Annotated in this window: 15 protein-coding genes and 1 tRNA gene; 4 read left to right on the top strand and 12 right to left on the bottom strand. The window is 42.8% G+C overall.

What is annotated here, in order from left to right; all coding sequences use genetic code 11:
* The first annotated feature begins 17 nt into the window (after positions 1-17).
* On the top strand, positions 18-1472 hold the full coding sequence (rng, locus tag E5Y90_RS04075) for a ribonuclease G (RefSeq protein WP_174659482.1): 1455 nt from the start codon (positions 18-20) through the stop codon (positions 1470-1472).
* Positions 1473-1605: 133 nt separating this feature from the next.
* Positions 1606-1779 carry a PA1571 family protein gene (locus tag E5Y90_RS04080; RefSeq protein WP_162850565.1) on the top strand — a complete coding sequence of 58 codons (174 nt, stop codon included), beginning with the start codon at positions 1606-1608 and terminating at the stop codon, positions 1777-1779.
* 186 nt (positions 1780-1965) lie between these two features.
* Here E5Y90_RS04080 and E5Y90_RS04085 read toward each other — a convergent pair whose 3' ends face one another.
* Together E5Y90_RS04085 and E5Y90_RS04090 are read right to left on the bottom strand one after the other, a co-directional pair.
* Positions 1966-3318: a WS/DGAT/MGAT family O-acyltransferase gene (locus E5Y90_RS04085; RefSeq protein WP_151206470.1), complete on the bottom strand. Its 1353-nt coding sequence runs from the start codon at positions 3316-3318 to the stop codon at positions 1966-1968.
* A gap of 175 nt (positions 3319-3493) precedes the next feature.
* Positions 3494-4228, bottom strand: a complete 735-nt coding sequence (locus tag E5Y90_RS04090; RefSeq protein ID WP_174659483.1) for a phosphoadenylyl-sulfate reductase — start codon at positions 4226-4228, stop codon at positions 3494-3496.
* Between the two features lie 205 nt (positions 4229-4433).
* Here E5Y90_RS04090 and thrH point away from each other — a divergent pair, with 205 nt between their 5' ends.
* The gene (thrH, locus tag E5Y90_RS04095) at positions 4434-5051 is read left to right on the top strand and encodes a bifunctional phosphoserine phosphatase/homoserine phosphotransferase ThrH (protein ID WP_174659484.1); all 618 of its coding nucleotides are present in this window, start codon (positions 4434-4436) and stop codon (positions 5049-5051) included.
* 67 nt (positions 5052-5118) lie between these two features.
* On the opposite strand, the gene E5Y90_RS04100 is transcribed toward thrH, so the two are convergent.
* The 10 genes from E5Y90_RS04100 to E5Y90_RS04145 all read right to left on the bottom strand — a co-directional run bounded on the left by E5Y90_RS04100 (position 5119) and on the right by E5Y90_RS04145 (position 15773).
* A complete protein-coding gene (locus E5Y90_RS04100; RefSeq protein WP_174659485.1) occupies positions 5119-6288 on the bottom strand; it encodes an OmpP1/FadL family transporter in 1170 nt (389 codons plus the stop codon).
* Between the two features lie 319 nt (positions 6289-6607).
* Positions 6608-7858, bottom strand: coding sequence for an OmpP1/FadL family transporter (locus tag E5Y90_RS04105; RefSeq protein WP_174659486.1), 1251 nt, complete (start codon positions 7856-7858; stop codon positions 6608-6610).
* A 335-nt stretch (positions 7859-8193) separates the two neighbouring features.
* Positions 8194-8269 (bottom strand) — tRNA-Arg (locus E5Y90_RS04110).
* Between the two features lie 87 nt (positions 8270-8356).
* Entirely contained in the window at positions 8357-9712 is a 1356-nt protein-coding gene (locus tag E5Y90_RS04115; protein WP_174659487.1) for an amino acid permease, read from the bottom strand.
* Positions 9713-10267: 555 nt separating this feature from the next.
* The gene (locus E5Y90_RS04120) at positions 10268-11191 is read right to left on the bottom strand and encodes a CysB family HTH-type transcriptional regulator (protein ID WP_151203028.1); all 924 of its coding nucleotides are present in this window, start codon (positions 11189-11191) and stop codon (positions 10268-10270) included.
* A 51-nt stretch (positions 11192-11242) separates the two neighbouring features.
* Complete coding sequence (locus E5Y90_RS04125; protein ID WP_174659488.1) at positions 11243-12304, bottom strand: sulfate/molybdate ABC transporter ATP-binding protein; 1062 nt, start codon at positions 12302-12304, stop codon at positions 11243-11245.
* Between the two features lie 11 nt (positions 12305-12315).
* Positions 12316-13209: a sulfate ABC transporter permease subunit CysW gene (gene cysW, locus E5Y90_RS04130; RefSeq protein WP_151206460.1), complete on the bottom strand. Its 894-nt coding sequence runs from the start codon at positions 13207-13209 to the stop codon at positions 12316-12318.
* The gene (cysT, locus tag E5Y90_RS04135) at positions 13206-14039 is read right to left on the bottom strand and encodes a sulfate ABC transporter permease subunit CysT (RefSeq protein ID WP_151203025.1); all 834 of its coding nucleotides are present in this window, start codon (positions 14037-14039) and stop codon (positions 13206-13208) included. Before cysT ends, cysW begins: the two co-directional genes overlap by 4 nt.
* 86 nt (positions 14040-14125) lie before the next feature.
* Positions 14126-14731: an alpha/beta hydrolase gene (locus E5Y90_RS04140; RefSeq protein WP_174659489.1), complete on the bottom strand. Its 606-nt coding sequence runs from the start codon at positions 14729-14731 to the stop codon at positions 14126-14128.
* Between the two features lie 28 nt (positions 14732-14759).
* A complete protein-coding gene (locus E5Y90_RS04145; RefSeq protein ID WP_373688386.1) occupies positions 14760-15773 on the bottom strand; it encodes a sulfate ABC transporter substrate-binding protein in 1014 nt (337 codons plus the stop codon).
* 712 nt (positions 15774-16485) lie between these two features.
* Between E5Y90_RS04145 and pabC the strand changes: the two genes are divergently transcribed.
* Positions 16486-17301, top strand: a complete 816-nt coding sequence (gene pabC / locus E5Y90_RS04150; protein WP_174659491.1) for an aminodeoxychorismate lyase — start codon at positions 16486-16488, stop codon at positions 17299-17301.
* Positions 17302-17319: the final 18 nt, after the last annotated feature.

The following is a 17319-nucleotide window of genomic DNA, read 5'->3' on the forward strand; positions in this document are numbered from 1 at the left end:
ATGTTTTGAGTGTTGTTATGTCTGACGAATTGTTGATTAACGTCACGCCAATGGAATGCCGCGTTGCGTTAATTGAAAACGGCACAGTCAATGAGCTGTTTGTCGAGCGCACGGCCAAGCGTGGTCTGGTTGGAAATATTTATAAAGGCAAAGTGGTCCGGGTTCTGCCTGGCATGCAAGCCGCTTTTGTCGATATCGGCCTGTCTAGAACTGCCTTTTTGCACATTAATGACATGGTCTGGCCGCGCAATCAGCCTACACCAAATGTGTTTGAGCTGCTGCAACCGGGACAAATTCTTACCGTTCAGGTTATGAAAGACATGTTGGGCACCAAAGGTGCGCGTCTTTCTACCGACCTTTCGATTCCTTCACGTTATCTGGTGCTGATGCCGTATGGCAATCATATCGGAGTATCCCAACGGATTGAATCTGAAGATGAGCGAAACCGTTTACGTTCCATCATTGAGCATATTCAGGGTGAATATAAGCTTCCTGGTTCAGTCATTGTACGCACGGCTGCCGAAGGGATTGAAGAGGCCGCTATTGCCCAGGATATGGCTTATCTGGCCAAGCTCTGGGAATATATTCAGCGTAAACAAAAAGTCATTGCAGTCCCTTCACTGATTTTTGAAGAACTCCCTTTACCTGAGCGGGTGATTCGTGATCTGGCAAATGAGAATACCGCCAAAATCTATATTGATTCACGTGAAATTCATAGCAAGTTGCAAGAGTTTGTCGAAGAATTCGTACCGAGCATGAAGGATCGTTTGCTGCATTATCCAGGTGAACGTCCGATTTTTGACTTGTACAATGTTGAAGAGGATTTGCAAAAGGCCTTGCAGACCCGTGTCGCACTCAAATCTGGTGGCTATCTAATGATTGATCAGACTGAGGCCATGACTACGATTGACATCAACACCGGTTCTTATGTCGGTGGCCGTTCCCTAGAAGATACCGTATTCAAAACCAATATGGAGGCTACCCAGGTCATTGCACGTCAACTGCGCTTGCGTAATCTGGGTGGAATTATCATTATTGATTTCATTGATATGCAGGAAGCCCTGCATCGTGAAGAGGTTATGAAGCAGTTTGAGCGTATGCTGGAACGGGATTATGCCAAGACCAAAATTACCCAGGTGTCTGAATTGGGTCTGGTGGAAATGACCCGAAAGCGTACCCGGGAATCTTTAGAGCATTTATTGTGTGAAGCATGTCCAACCTGCCAAGGGCGAGGTTATGTCAAAACAGCAGAGTCAGTGTGTTACGAAATATTTAGGGAAATTCTGCGTTATGCACGGGCGTATGAGTCACAGAGTGGCTTTACTGTCGTTGCTCATCCTGCGGTGATTGATCGCTTGTTAACTGCAGAAGCACCAGCAGTCGCTGATCTTGAGCATTTTATTAATCGTGTGATTAAGTTCCAAGTGGAAAATTTATATACGCAAGAGCAATACGATATCATTCTGAGCTGAAATTGTAACAGAATATCGTTAAACACTTGTTACATCTGGAATTTTACAATTGGGTCGAGATTTACAATACTAGAAACATCAAATTAGCCAAAGCCATTTCTCCCCGTTCTAGGCTTAGCAAAAGGAGTATATGATGAGTATGAGTAAAGCGGTTGTAAATAAAAGCCTAAAACATGTACTAGAACCAAAAACTGTTCATGCTGGATATATTGTTGATGAGCGCGGTAATGAAGTTCAGATTACGGCTTCTATGATTCGTACGGTGTGCCATCAGTTATTAAAACAGTGTCGTACTATTAAGGGTTAATTCAAGTTTAACGATTTTATTTTCTGTATAAAAATAATTCACTTGATGTAAATCAATAACTAAAGGGATCGATCAGATCCCTTTATTTGTTTTTGCAGGATTGGCAAAAGTGCTTAATGCCAAGTTGTTGAGTTAATGTCTTCCTGTGAGGATGCAATTAAGCTACCGCTTGCAACTTTAGAGGGATTAGCTCTCTATGAGCTGCTCAAAACGTTGAATTTCTTCTTCTAGATGAGTCAGTAGATTCTGCATTTTTGGTAAGGCATTACGGCAGGCAGTGAGGCCGACTTCAAGTTTGTCCAGATAGCTGGTCATCGTGATATTCAGTGCCTGACCGTCCAATATAATCGAGGCAGGGTAGAGGGCTTCCAGACGTGCGCCATTCCAGTAAAGTGGCTCTTGTGGTCCTGGAACATTTGAAATGACCAGATTAAATGCCTGACGTTTAGGCATTAAACCCGATGCAATATTTAAACCGGCTGCACCATAAATAAATGCACTATAGTTTAAAATCTGATTGGCATTCATGCGTTTAAAACGTTCTTTGGCATTTAATACGCTGCGGCGCACAATGTCTAAACGCTCCAGTGGGTCATCTTTATGCGTACCGAGATTTGCCAGAATCATGGTAATCCGATTGGAAAGATCGGAGTCATCGCTGCGTACTGAAGCTGGCACCATGGCAATCAGAGGCTTTTTAGGTAGTGCATTCTGGCTGAGCAAATATTCACGTAAGGCGCCTGAGCAAATCGCCAGTACAATATCATTAATGGTCACCCCTAATGCCTTGGAAATGTGGCGCAGGCGTGAAAACTCAAAAGATTGGGCGGCAAAACGGCGTGAGGAGCTGACCCGCTGGTTTAAAATAGAACAGGGAGCCTGAAAACTGGATACATAGTCGGGATTGCGTCCCATGTCTTTCATTATGGTCTGAGACAGCTCGTAAGCGACCCGTGGAGTACATTCAAGCTGCCCTTTAATAGTGCGCAGGATATTTTTTAGCCGGCTCACCTTCGGGGTCATTAAACGTTTAGCCCGTGGGCCCTGTACACACCAGGGAGGTACAATACTTTTTGCATCCGGATCGTGGGACAGTGATTTTTCGACTAGACGCATTCCGGCAATGCCATCTACCATGGCATGATGTATTTTGAAATACATGGCAAAACGGTTATCTTCAATGCCTTCAATAATGTGACAAGTCCATAAAGGCTTGGCCCGATCAATCAGTGCGCTATGTTCCTGGGAAATATAGCTGAGTAATTCACGAATACGTCCAGGTTTAGGCAGAGCGATATGCCGAAAATGATGCTCAAGATCAAATTCTTCATCTTCGTCCCAAAATAGGCCGTTTAAGTAATTATTAAAAGGGGGAATCGGAGAAGATTTTGAATTACGAATATCGCTCACTAAGTCTTGAATAAAAGAGGCGGGTGCATGCTCAGGGATTTGAAACAGAAATAATCCGCCGACATGCATGGGTTGCTGGCGTTTTTCTAAAGTTAAAAAAATAAAATCAATCGGATGTAATGGACGCATAGCGTAGATTGCCTCACTGCATTTTCTTCAGCTGCTTTTGTGCAAGCAACCTTGTTAGAATTATTGGTATCGTAAGATAAAGTATAGCGATTTTGCCACATACATAAAAGGAGTACTTTTATGTAGCGGATAGGTTTACAAAAAAACCACCGACAAGGCGGTGGTTTTTACCAGATTATTTTTTTAAATTGTCAGCGTGCAAACCGCATTCCTTATGAGTGGCTTCTTCCCACCACCAGCGACCTTCACGTTCATGCTGGTTTGGAAGTACAGGGCGGGTACATGGCTCACAGCCAATTGAAATAAAGCCTTTTTCATGTAGCGAATTATAAGGAATCTCCATCATGCGGATATAACTCCATATATCGGCGCTTGACCAGTTTGCTAGCGGATTATATTTGATCAGCTGTTTGCCGGGGCCAGAAAAGCCGAGATCCGCCTGTACCACTGGGATTTCCTGACGGGTGCCCGGACTCTGGTCTTTGCGCTGCCCGGTAATCCAGCCATCCAGCGTCGCCAGTTTTTTACGTAAAGGCTGAACCTTGCGAATCCCACAACATTCCTGATGACCATCTTGATAAAAACTAAACATACCCTTTGTTGTGGTCAGTTGTTGAACGGCTTCAGTTTCCGGAAAGCAGATTTCAATATCAATATGATAGTGTTTGCGAACCTGCTCAATAAACTGGTACGTTTCGGCATGCAGGCGGCCGGTATCGAGACTAAATACCCGGAACGGCTTGCCCAGATGTGAGGCCATATCAATCAGAACTACATCTTCTGCACCTGAAAAGGAAATCGCAATCTCGCCAGATTGATTTAGCGCAAGCGCCAAAATTTCACTCGGTGATTTATCTGCATATTCGGATGCCAGCGCATCCACCATATCAATAGTCTGGATTTTGGTCATAAGAGTCCTGGCAACATAGGCCTGGAAGTGACGCGGCCTATCAACTAATTTAATTTATAGGCATTTTAATAGACTTCACTTAAAGGACTTAGCACTAAAAAATAAATACTTATGAGGAAAATAGATTTTAAAAAGAGCAGTGCAAAATTTATTTCTTCAGCTATCATAAGACTGATTTTTTTAATACCGTTCAAAGGGGATAGTCATGGAAGTCGTATGTCTAGATTTAGAAGGCGTTCTGGTTCCAGAAATTTGGATTAACTTTGCAAAAAAAACCGGCATCAAGGAACTTGAAGCAACGACACGCGATATTCCTGACTATGATGTACTGATGACTCAGCGTCTGAATATTCTTAAACATCATGGTTTAGGTCTAGATGATATTCAGGCTGTAATTGCGGAGATGGGACCTTTTGAAGGGGCAAAAGAATTTGTAGAGTGGGTAAGTACACATTTCCAGCTGATTATCTTGTCAGATACCTTCTATGAATTTGCCCATCCTTTAATGAAGCAATTGGGCTGGCCAACTATTTTCTGTCATAAACTGGAAACAGATGGTAATGGCATGATCACAGACTATAAATTACGTCAGCCGGACCAAAAGCGTCAGGCCGTAAAAGCTCTGCATGGCCTGAACTTCCGTGTGATTGCAGCTGGTGATTCCTATAATGATACTACTATGCTAGGTGAAGCAGATCATGGTTTTCTGTTTGATGCACCTGAAAATGTGATTGCTGAGTTTCCACAGTTTCCGCCAATCAACGGTTATGATGCATTAAAAGAAGCGATTCGTAAGGCGTCGGTACGTGATATTCCAGCTTAATTTTTAAGTTTGAAATAAAAAAGGCACCAAAGGGTGCCTTTTTTATTAAAGCTAAACTCTTTATCGCTTAGAAACGGTAGCCGATTTTTAGACCATAACCCATTGCATGGTTGTCTTCAAAATCACCTACAATAGTACTGCCAGTTTGTGCTTGAGCATCGCCTAACCAGAAGTATTTAACACCTGCTTGGATAAAATAATTTTCAGCGGGGCTATATTGTCCACCTAAACCGACGCTCCAATAGCCTTCGACTGGACCCAATGTTGTCACAGGGTTACCTGCACCAGAGTCATAGCCCAAAGTTACAGAACCAGACCATTTGGATGTAAATTTATGACCTACACCTAGGTTTGCAGACCACTGATCGTCAGAATAATCGATTAGGTTTTGACGGTTTCCAGGGTCTTGAATCTCAGATAAATCTCCAAGGAGGGATGGCTTAACTGCAAATTGGCTCCAATGAACCCAACGCACATTTGCGAAAGCTAAAGTATCTTTGGCAATGCCTGTTTGGAAGTCAAGGTTTACAGATTGAGGTGTTGTTGCATCAACACTATCAGTACGACTTGTAGGAACACCAGCAGGTAAATGAGGTAAAAGTCCTGCAGGAATACTAATATTTGATGATTGATTTGCTCTAGCATCATGTTGAATTTCTGAGCGGTAAGTAATTGCTGCTTTTAAAGCAATTTCAGGGATTTGATATGCTAAGCCAGCGATCCAACCCCAAGCTTGTTCTTTTTCGACTTCAACATTGTAACCAGTATTACCATAAGCTGCACCGCGTAGTTTAATATCAGCCTCTACAGTTTGCCATATTGGACCTGCATAAAAGTTCCAGTTTTCGTTTGGTTGGTAACCAATTAATGCAGTTAAGTTTTCTGTTTTTACATTAACAGATGTGCCTTCACCATCACTGCCAAATATAAGTGAAGTGGTATCATATTCAGCTTCTGCACCATATGGTTGGTCGTAAATAAAGCCAAGAGAGATATTATCAGTTGCCTGAACCTTTACCGCAGCTGAAGGGAAGTAATATGACTTTGCCATATCATCGACATTAAGTTTTTTAGATTTTACTTCTGCATCTAGAACTGTAATACCTGCTTCAGCATAGTTACCCGGCTGTAAAAAGGCAGAAATAGATTGACCAGAACGGTCTAGGCCAGCTGCTTGAACTACAGAAAGAGGTAAAGTGCTAAGTAGAATAGCAGTATAAATTTTATTGAGCTTCATGGTACGTTCCCTGATGCCATCTGTAACAAAAATGTGCTGGAAAAGTAACATAATTTCAAAAAGAGTAAATACTCAGCTCTGTTGAAGAAATGAACGAAGGCGGTTAAATAAAAGAGTTGCTTAGAGTATTTATACTATATTTTGATATTAACTAAATGATAAATAAGAAAATAAAATAAAAAATAAATTTTAAAAAATTGATATTTGCAGGAGGATTAATTGCTCGTAAAACAAGCAAATGATATGCAAGTGTATAAAAATAAATAGTGAGCAATAAAAAAACCACCCCAAGGGTGGTTTTTTTATGAGGTATTAGATATTAGAAGCGATAGCCCATTTTTAAGCCATAACCTAAAGCATGGTTATCTTCAAAGTTACCAACATTTGGATTAGCAACAGTTAATGCTTGAGCATCGCCTAACCAGAAGTACTTCACACCACCGGCAATAAAGTAATTTGGAGCAGGTGAGAATTGTAGACCTAGGCCAACGTTCCAGTAACCTTCAGTTGGGCCTAAAGTTGTTACAGGATTATCTACACCTGAGTCCCAACCCACTGATACATTACCAGCCCATTTTTCATTGAATTTACGGCCTACACCTACAGTAGCCGACCATTGTTCTTCATTATATTCAACAAGGTTGCCACCTGATAATGCAGGAACAACTTGACCTAATGCATCTAAAGCTTGGCCAAAATCATTTGGACGAATTGCAAATCCATCCCAATCTACCCAGCGTACATTAGCAAATGCTACAGTGTCAGCCATAACTCCAGTCTGAAAATCGAGGTTCACAGATTGAGGAGTCTTAACTCCTGTTTTACCTGGAGTAAATTGTGGAACCATTGCATTAGCCATAGCTGGTGTAATTTGTCCACCTGATGCCTGCACTAAACCGCCTACAGCAGCTGTTCGAACGTCAACAGGACCAACATTTTCTGATGTAGAAAGTTCATGATCGATTTCTGAACGATACGTTAACGATGCTTTTAAGGCAATATCAGGAATTTGGAAAGCTAAACCTGCAACCCAACCTAGTTCACCATCTTTTTTCATGCTTGCATCATAGCCACTTAATAAGCTATATGCTTGGCCACGTAGAGATACATTCCCTTGAGCTGTTTGATACGCAGGACCAGCATAGATATTCCAGTTTTCATTAGGCTGGAAACCAAATAAAAAGGTTAAGTTTTCAGTCTTAACTTCAGCTTGAGTTCCATCAGTACCTGTAGGATTGAAAGCATTCGATTGAGTTGTATAGTCTGCTTCAGCTCCAAATGGTTGATCATAAAGTAAACCAAAAGAAAAATTATCTGTTACTTGAAGTTTAAGAGCAGCAGATGGGAAGTAATAATCACTTGCCATATCTCCAGTGGCTTGATTCCCTAGAGCAGCTGAACTAGTACCAGATACAGAAGGATCTAAAACAGAAATACCTGCTTCAAAGTAATTCCCTGGCTGCAGGAAGGCTGCAATAGATTGGCCTGAACGGTCCATTGCCGCAGCAAATACACCCGTCATTGGTACAGTCGCGAGAATCATTGCAGTCGTTAATGTTTTTAATTTCATTTATGTCTTTCCTTGAGTTACAAATTTATAGCTGGCGTTGTTGTTTGCACTTATCAAATTCTTGGAGATTTCAGTGAGTGAGTCGAAATCATTTGTTACTCCATGTGACAAAAATAGCACAATTAAAATAAGAGTAAATGCTCTAGAAAAAACTATTCAGTCCAAAAAAGCGCCAAAATAGAGTTTTTACACCAAAATATAAGAGTTGATTAGGTTAAGTTATTGATAGTAAAAGGCATAAAATAATGAGAAGAAAATGTTTTTTTGTTTAAAAAATATTCTAAAAGGATGCAATTTCATGTTTTTTTATGCGGAATAAATCACATTTTTATTCTTGGTGCGCCCTGCGGGACTCGAACCCACGCCGGTCGCTTAGGAGGCAACTGCTCTATCCAGTTAAGCTAAGGGCGCAAACAGAAGTTTATTTTACTGCAAAATGCATAAAAAAAGTTACTGCCGGAGCAGTAACTTTTTAAGTATACAAAATAAATCAGCGTATCAAGTATTTTTTGGCTTAAGCAATTTAAATACACACAGCATGGTAATGATCCAGATTGGAATCATCAGTACAGATTCCTTGAAGCCCTGTGTCCACATGATGTACAAGATCATAGCAATAAAGCTTAAGACCAGGATATTGCCTGCAGGTGACCAAAGTGCAGGGAAACTGGTTTTTTGTCCTGATTTCTTCATGCTCTGTAAAAACTTGAGATGGGTGAGGGAAATCATGGCCCAGTTTAAGACCAGCGCACCGACGACAATATAAATCAGATGGCTCAGTGCATTTTCAGGAACAAGGTAATTAAGCAAGACACAACCAAAGATCAGTAGCGCAGAGAAAAGCACTGCAGGAACCGGCACTCCCTGTTTATTGACTGTTTTGAACACTTTAGGGGCATTCCCTTGATGTGCCAGGCCGTACAGCATACGGCTATTTGCATACATTCCACTGTTATAGACAGAAAGCGCAGCAGTCAAAATAATAAAGTTAAGCAGATGAGCAGCCCAGCCAATACCAAGCTGGCTAAAAATCATGACGAATGGACTTTTATCCAGGCCACCAAGTTCAAGCTGGTTCCAAGGTACCAGAGACAAGAGAATGGTCAAAGCACCCACATAGAAGATCAGAATACGGAAAACCACCTGATTAATCGCTTTAGGAATGGTTTTTTCCGGATCATCAGCTTCTGCTGCTGCCATACCAATCAGCTCAATCCCGCCAAAAGCGAACATCAGAAATGCAAGCATATAGAACAAGCCTTCAAAGCCGTTCGGGAAGAAGCCGCCTGCAGTCCAAAGGTTACTAAAAGATGCTGTTGAGGAGGCATCTGCTGTTAAAATCAGATAGAGGCCAAAGACAATCATCGAAACGACCGCAGTCACTTTAATAATTGACAGCCAAAATTCTGATTCACCATAGAATTTTACATTGCCGAGGTTGACCAGGGTAATCACAATAAAGAAAAACAGAACCGATGCCCAGGCAGGAATATGTGGCCACCAGTAGTTAATATATTTTGCGACAGCAGTCAGTTCGGTCATGGCAACCAAGATATACAAAATCCAGTAGTTCCAGCCTGCAAGAAAACCCGGGAATTTCCCCCAATATGTATAAGCAAAATGGCTAAATGAACCGGCAACCGGTTCATGAACAATCATTTCACCTAATTGGCGCATGATTAAGAATGCGATTAATCCACCAATGGCATAGCCTAAAATAATAGAAGGGCCAGCTGATTGGATCACCTGTGCGGAACCTAAGAATAAGCCTGTGCCAATTGCACCGCCCATGGCGATCAACTGAATATGACGGTTCTTTAAGCCACGCTGAAGTTGTGAAGACTCGTTATTCAAAGTTTTCAGCCCGACAATGGAAAATAATAAGTCGCTGATTGTAATAGATCAAAGATAAGAAGCCTAGTGCATCATAAAAATCAATGAAGGCTATAAAAACAATAATGATTATTTATGGTGGTAAATTAAATATAATATCAATTAATCAAAGGTTTATTTTTATTGAAACGATAATTGACGGATTTTTACTTTTTGCGGGGGAATAGGCTGCAAACCAGATGTGACACCTGAGCAATGGGATAAAAACTCAGATATGCTAGAATATTTGGATTTTTAATTTGTAATTTGAAAGTTTTCAAAGTCCTCATATCTGCAACTTTTCAAGAAAAAAAGACAGAATTTATTCTGCTTGAAATAGTAAAGATGAATCCGCCCGCAAGTACAGAAACTTATTTTTAGGCCACTTGAGTGGATTTAAAGAACGATAAACGAAAATAGAGGAAGGGATAGCGCTGTTTTCTTGATTGTACTTGTGCCTTGAATCTGTCGTATAGACAGAAGATCAACAGGCACTCATTAAAAAAGAGGCCATAGCGCCTCTCAATTTTTTAGTTTCTATTCATCCGGATAAGCGACTCTCTTTAAGGCTTTAATATCAGCATCGGGCGAGCAGAGTGAAATAAACTCATAACCATATCCCCGCAACAGATGACCTTTACGAACTGCGATCCAGGTGGTATTTAAGCCAAAAATCTCAGTTTTAATCTGTTTTAGGCGATAATCCCGTTCTGAATCATAAGCCACATCATTGACGATTCCCACGCCCATATTCAGCTCCACATAGGTCTTGATCACGTCGGCATCAAGTGCAGACATTACAATATTGACATCAACACCTGCATCTTCAAACGCTTTGTCAATTTTAGAACGGCCAGTAAAACCACCATGATAGGTAATAATCGGGTAGCTGGCTAAGTCCTCAATCTGAATATGCTCTATAGCTGTTAATGGGTGATTTTGCGGGGTAATAATGCTGTGCTGCCAAGTATAGTAAGGAACGCTCACCAGATTATCTTCAGTTGTAAGCGCTTCGGTGGCAATTCCGATGTCAGCCTCACCTTGCAGCAGCATTTCAGTAATTTCGACTGGACTGGCCTGCTGTAAAATCAGATGGACTTTAGGAAACTCTTTTTTAAACTGGTTTACGATGGGCGGCAAAATATAACGTGCCTGCGTATGGGTCGTGGCAATCGTCAGGGTGCCTTCATCGACTTTGTTAAAGTCATCCGCCAGACGTTTGATATTATCCGCATCGACTAGCATACGTTCGACAATGCCCAATAGAGCCTGACCCGGTTCAGTCAGACCAAGTAAGCGTTTGCCTTTGCGAATAAAAAGCTGTACCCCCAGCTCATCTTCCAGATCTTTAATGTGTTTGCTTACTCCAGATTGTGAAGTATAAAGTGCTGCTGAAGCTTCAGTTAAATTAAATTTCTGTCTAACCGTTTCCCGGATAATTCTTAATTGTTGGAAATTCATGATGATATACTCTATAAGAGGATGGGGCATATTATCGCCCCACCTTTGGTCTTAAGCGACCTGATTTTCAAACAAATGCAGGTTTAATGCACTTAACCAAACGGTCTGATTCGGGCTGAACTGATGTGCTCTGGCTTCTTCTGGGGTCAAAGAAATTTCAATCAGGTTGTCTTGACGATCAGTGAGCTCAGCAATTACTTTGCCAGCAATCCAGACCTCACGCAAGAAGGTCGCCTGAATGGCATTGTCCTGCGGCTGCGCATGTATACGCAGTTCATCGGGACGTGCAAAAACAATGACATTGCCTTGGGCTGACTGTTTGGCGGCATCAAACTGGATGCGGTCCTCACCCAGTTGTAAAATACCGCCATGATTTTGTCCTTCAAAGCGGTTGGCCTGTCCCAGAAAGTCAAATACAAAAGGTGTGGCTGGAGTTTCATAGACTTCACGCGGTGAACCAATTTGCTCGACATTACCTTTGTTCATTACAATAATTTGGTCTGCTACCTCAAGCGCTTCTTCTTGGTCATGAGTCACGAAAATAGAGGTGATATGCAGTTCATCATGCAGGGTGCGTAGCCAGCGGCGCAGTTCTTTACGCACTTTGGCATCCAGCGCACCAAAGGGTTCATCCAGTAACAGGACACGTGGCTCAACCGCTAAAGCACGTGCCAAAGCAATACGTTGACGTTGGCCGCCAGAGAGCTGTGCCGGATAACGGTCAGCCAGAAAACCTAACTGAACCAGATCCAGTAAACGTGTCACACGTTTTTTAATTTCTGCTTCGGAAGGGCGAGTGGAACGTGGACGTACACGCAGACCGAAAGCGACGTTGTCAAAAACCGTCATATGGCGGAATAGGGCATAGTGTTGAAATACAAAGCCCACTTCACGTTCACGCACATGTACCCGGGTTGCATCCTGGCCTTCTAAAATAACCTGACCGCCATCGGCCGATTCCAGACCGGCAATAATCCGCAGCAGGGTGGTTTTACCACAGCCCGATGGACCCAGGAGTGCAACGAGCTGACCATCTGGAAAATCGAGGGAGATATTTTTCAGTGCATGAAATGCACCAAAGTGTTTTTCAATATTTTTAACTTGAATACTCATGTGGGCATTCCTTAAGAAACTGTTGAATCTTCATTACGTTTGCTTTGTCGTTCCTGACGCAGTTCCACCCAGGTTTTTAAAATCAGGGTGATAATCGCGAGGAAAGCCAGCAGTGAGGACACAGCAAACGCAGCACTAAAGGTATATTCGTTATAGAGAATTTCGACATGCAGCGGCAAGGTATTGGTTTCACCGCGAATATGACCGGAGACGACCGATACGGCACCAAACTCACCCATTGCACGGGCATTACACAGAATCACGCCGTAGATCAGCCCCCATTTGATATTAGGCAGGGTGACTTTCCAGAAAGTCTGCCAGCCCGATGCACCGAGTACAATCGCTGCTTCTTCTTCTTCAGTCCCTTGTGCTTCCATTAGCGGAATCAGTTCACGTGCGACAAAAGGTACAGTAATAAAGATTGTGGCCAAGACAATAGCAGGTACGGCATATAAAACTTTAATGTCATGATCCATCAACCAGCCGCCGAACCAGCCTTGACTGCCAAAAATTAGGACCAGCATTAAACCTGCAATCACCGGCGATACAGAGAACGGCATGTCAATGATGGTGGTTAATATCGATTTGCCACGGAAGTTAAATTTCGCCACAGTCCAGGCTGCCGCTACACCAAAAACCACATTCATAGGTACTGCAATTGCGGCAGTCAGTAAGGTCAGCTTCACGGCAGACAAGGTATCTGGATGTACCAGAGCTTGGGCATACACCCCGACCCCTTGTTTAAATGCTTCTACAAAGACTAAAACCAGAGGCAAAATCAGGCAGCTCAGGAAGAAAATCATGGCAATCGTGATCAGGGTATAGCGCACCCAGGTCGGCTCTCGAGTCGCATCGCGTGATTGTAGTTTTTCAGCCAGCGCATTGCTGTTGGTATTTAAACTCATCGCGCAGTTCTCCCGGTACGACGGCTGGCCCAGGCTTGGACTAAGTTAATCAGGAACAAGATTACAAAAGACAATACCAGCATGACCACCGCAATGGTGGTGGCACCGGCATAATCATATTCTTCCAGACGGGAGATGATCATTAAGGGCGCAATTTCCGTTTCAAAAGGCTGGTTACCCGCAATAAAAATGACCGAACCATATTCCCCGACACCGCGAGCAAATGCTAAGGCAAAACCGGTAATTAACGCTGGCAATAAAATCGGGAAGATGATTTTAGTAACAATCTGCAAACGGTTGGCACCCAGCGCAGATGCTGCTTCTTCCAGCTCGGTTTCCAGATCGCTCAGAACCGGCTGAACCGTACGCACCACAAAAGGCAAACCGATAAAGATTAAAGCCAGGGTAATACCAATTGGTGTATAGGCCACCTGAATTCCAAGTGGCTCAAGGTACTGGCCAATCCAGCCGGTCGGTGCATACAAAGAAGTTAGGGCAATACCCGCCACTGCAGTTGGCAGGGCAAAAGGTAAATCGACCAGAGCATCTATAATGCGTTTACCCGGGAAGCTGTAACGTACCAGACACCATGCCAGTAACAGGCCGAAAACCACATTGACCAGTGCTGCAATAATGGCGGCACTAAAGCTTAGCTGTAATGATTTTAAAATACGTTCAGAGCTCAGGATTTCCCATAAGCCATCCCAGCCAATGCCCAGTGATTTAATAAAAACGGCAGAAAGCGGAATCAGAACGATTAATGATAAATACGCTAGGGTAAAGCCTAGAGAAAGACCAAATCCTGGCAGCACTCGGGATCGCTGCGACATGATTACTCCTCAAAAGAGAGAATGCTGGTGGAAGCTGACCAGCGAAAATTAGAAAACAAATTTGGCACAAGCATAGTTAGCAGCATCTAAAATGCAAATTTAAATAAATACTTGCAGTCATCAGCTTTACTGATATGTGGCATAGTCTTTTCTGAAATTAAGTATTGTTCAATTTCAGGAAAAGGCCCAAAACCGGAAGAGACATTGACATGACCGACCTGACCTAAATTAATTGGTTTGATGTTCCAGGCTTTGGCAAGTTGCAGGGCATCTGCAAAATTTAGCCAGGGATCATTTTCACTGATCAATAAGCGAGTCGGTACCTGAATCTTGAGTTGCTGAAAATAGGCGCGGTAATCCGTCAGGCTATCATCTGCAAACCCATTTTCACCAAAACGTGCCGGATTGGCAGGTGCAACCAGCACCAGATTTTTGATTTTGGCCTTCAGTTCCGGATACCGGGCAAGGGCCGCCAGACTGGTCAGACAGCCAAAACTATGCGCTACAATCTGCACATCATCTGGAATGGCTTGAAGGGTTTTGACACACTCGGCCACCCATTCATTCAGGACAGGATGATGCCAGTTTTTTTGCTGTACCCGGGAGCAGCGCATCAGACGATGTTGTAACCATGTCTGCCAGTGGCAGTATTCACTTCCACCCACACCTGGAACAATAAGCGTATGTGTCATATCGATGCTCCTTAAAAGTAATGAGTTGTTATTTCGCTTGATTGGCTTTGACGATCTGGTCGAAAATTCCGCCATTTTCAAAATGGGTTTGTTGTACCTTAGTCCAGCCGCCAAATTCCTGCTCAATCGTCACCAGTTTTAGTGGCTTAAAAGTCTGCTGGTATTTTTTAAGTACTGCTTTATTGCGCGGACGGTAATAGTTTTTTGCTGCAACTTCCTGACCTAATGGGGAATAGAGGAAATTCAAATAACCTTTGGCCAGGTAGCTATTGCCTTTTGCCTGGGCATTTTTCTCGACAATAGCAACCGGTGGTTCAGCCAGAATAGAAAGAGAGGGCGTCACAATTTCAAACTTGCCGGGCTGTTCACGCAAGGCCAAATGTGCTTCATTTTCCCAAGTCAGCAAGACATCTCCGATACCGCGTTCAGCAAAAGTCGTGGTTGCACCACGTGCACCTGAATCCAGAACTTTGGTCTGCTTATATATTTGACGCACAAAATCGCGGGCTTTGGCATCATTGCCACCTTTCTGGTGTTTGGCCCAAGCCCAGGCAGCAAGATAGTTCCAGCGTGCGCCGCCGGAAGTTTTTGGGTTTGGCGTAATAATGGCCACGCCGGGTTTAACCAGATCATCCCAATCCTGAATCCCTTTGGGATTGGCTTTACGAACCAGAAAGACAATTGTCGAGGTATATGGGGTTGAGTTGTGCGGTAATTTTTTCTGCCAGTCTGTGGGTAGCAGCTGGGCTTTCTTTGCCAGCACATCAATATCGGCTGCCAGTGCGAGAGTAACAACATCTGCCTCTAAGCCATCCAGCACAGCACGTGACTGTTTGCCTGAACCGCCATGCGACTGTTTAAAATTAATTTTCTGACCGGTATGGCTTTCCCAGTATTTGCTGAAATTTTTATTGATCTCTTCATACAGTTCCCGGGTTGGGTCATAAGAAACGTTAAGAAAATCCTGTGCTATCACACTAAAAGAGCTTGCCGAAATCGCTATAGCTAAAACCCCAAGTTTTAATGTCTGTACAATGCTCATCTGCATCCCCGCTCTTTTCTATGTTTTGTAACTTAAGCGCAGCATAATCCTATTAGCTATGCATAAAAAATAACTAAAAATGAATTCAATATGAAAAAAAGAGATAATAAGCACTTAAGTTGTGGTCATGAGTCTACGCTTATAAAAAAAGCCTGACTGAGTGACCAGATGAGTCAGGCTTTTACGTGATTGCTTGTGACTCTCTCATCCAAGTCCCGATAGGGGGATAACTGCTATTTTTGTCCCTGAGTTCAGGCATTATTTTTTCTGAAGGATGGGCGCTTTTAATGACTTGAGTGCAGGACTGTCTTACTTCGATACCTTTATATTGCGAAGAGCAATGCTTGATCAGAACCAGTATCCGATGGTTAAGATGAATCATTGGATCGGTAGTTTTTTCCAGCATGGACTCAATTCTGGATTCAAGTTGTCGTACAATTTGCAAGTTGGTTCATCAAAAATATTCAGGCAAACTTTTGCAGGTATATTTCCTGTCCTGACTGACAGGAGTGCTGCCAGTTCCTTGGGCTTGTTAATTACTGAAGATGTATGCCGACCTCGGGTCCTTTGGTTTTGGTTAGATGAGGCGGAAATGACGTGATATTTTTGTATAAAAAATAATGAAAAACCAATGTAAGCTGGGTAACAGAGATATCGGGACTAGGCTTATAATTTCACTACCTCACTTTAAGGCTTAAGAGGCGATCTAAGGATGCTATGTTTAAGAAATGCTCAAATTGTCAATAATATAGATTTGTTAGATCGTGCTTTTCATTATGGAGATGGCTGTTTTACCACAGCCCGCATCCGGCACAATCGCATTGAGTTAGCTGAACGTCATCTGGCGCGATTAAGAATGAGCCAGCAAAAACTAAGCTTAGACGTTGATCTGGGGCTGATTACAAAAAGCCTGGCGGTCTTGCTTGAATCAGAAACTGCACTGAATGGCACATTAAAAATCGTACTTAGTCGTGGTATTGGTCAGCGAGGTTATAGCTTGCCAGACCATCCTGCGGACCTGTGGATGTTTTATTATCCGCAAGCCGTATCAGACTTTAGTTATGAGCAGATTCAGAGCGGCGTGCTACAGCAGGCTATAGGCCTGAGTATGCCGAATCTGGTCGGACTAAAAACCCTGAACCGGCTGGAACAGGTCTTACTCAAGCAGGAAGCAGATTTGCGCGCTTGGCCTGAAGCTTTGGTGACCAATGTACAGGGGGCAATTGTTGAAGGGGTGAGCAGTAATTGCTTCATTCGTATAAACAATCAATGGGTCACACCGAAACTTCGTTATAATGGCGTCTTCGGTGTTATGCGTGCAGAAATTATGCAACGGATGCAAGAGCAGCAAATCGTCTGTCAGCAACGTGATGTGGAAATAGATGAAATTCCACATATTGACAGTCTGTTTTTTTGTAATGCACTTAGCCCAATGAAAATTGCCACTCAATTTGAGCAACGCGCTTTAAATGTAGATGCTTGTATTGAACTTTTTAACCGTCTTCGATTGAATCAGATGTCGTATTAATATGTCAGCTTCCAAGTC

Origin of the sequence: Acinetobacter sp. 10FS3-1, assembly GCF_013343215.1 — a bacterium.
Classification (GTDB): domain Bacteria; phylum Pseudomonadota; class Gammaproteobacteria; order Pseudomonadales; family Moraxellaceae; genus Acinetobacter; species Acinetobacter lwoffii_C.

What these genes read in the sequence shown, in the direction of transcription:
- rng (WP_174659482.1), top strand. Translation starts at nt 18, where the DNA reads ATGTCTGACGAATTGTTGATTAACGTCACGCCAATGGAATGCCGCGTT.
- E5Y90_RS04080 (WP_162850565.1), top strand. Translation starts at nt 1,606, where the DNA reads ATGAGTATGAGTAAAGCGGTTGTAAATAAAAGCCTAAAACATGTACTA.
- E5Y90_RS04085 (WP_151206470.1), bottom strand. Translation starts at nt 3,318, where the DNA reads ATGCGTCCATTACATCCGATTGATTTTATTTTTTTAACTTTAGAAAAA.
- E5Y90_RS04090 (WP_174659483.1), bottom strand. Translation starts at nt 4,228, where the DNA reads ATGACCAAAATCCAGACTATTGATATGGTGGATGCGCTGGCATCCGAA.
- thrH (WP_174659484.1), top strand. Translation starts at nt 4,434, where the DNA reads ATGGAAGTCGTATGTCTAGATTTAGAAGGCGTTCTGGTTCCAGAAATT.
- E5Y90_RS04100 (WP_174659485.1), bottom strand. Translation starts at nt 6,288, where the DNA reads ATGAAGCTCAATAAAATTTATACTGCTATTCTACTTAGCACTTTACCT.
- E5Y90_RS04105 (WP_174659486.1), bottom strand. Translation starts at nt 7,858, where the DNA reads ATGAAATTAAAAACATTAACGACTGCAATGATTCTCGCGACTGTACCA.
- E5Y90_RS04120 (WP_151203028.1), bottom strand. Translation starts at nt 11,191, where the DNA reads ATGAATTTCCAACAATTAAGAATTATCCGGGAAACGGTTAGACAGAAA.
- E5Y90_RS04125 (WP_174659488.1), bottom strand. Translation starts at nt 12,304, where the DNA reads ATGAGTATTCAAGTTAAAAATATTGAAAAACACTTTGGTGCATTTCAT.
- cysW (WP_151206460.1), bottom strand. Translation starts at nt 13,209, where the DNA reads ATGAGTTTAAATACCAACAGCAATGCGCTGGCTGAAAAACTACAATCA.
- cysT (WP_151203025.1), bottom strand. Translation starts at nt 14,039, where the DNA reads ATGTCGCAGCGATCCCGAGTGCTGCCAGGATTTGGTCTTTCTCTAGGC.
- E5Y90_RS04140 (WP_174659489.1), bottom strand. Translation starts at nt 14,731, where the DNA reads ATGACACATACGCTTATTGTTCCAGGTGTGGGTGGAAGTGAATACTGC.
- E5Y90_RS04145 (WP_373688386.1), bottom strand. Translation starts at nt 15,773, where the DNA reads ATGAGCATTGTACAGACATTAAAACTTGGGGTTTTAGCTATAGCGATT.
- pabC (WP_174659491.1), top strand. Translation starts at nt 16,486, where the DNA reads ATGCTATGTTTAAGAAATGCTCAAATTGTCAATAATATAGATTTGTTA.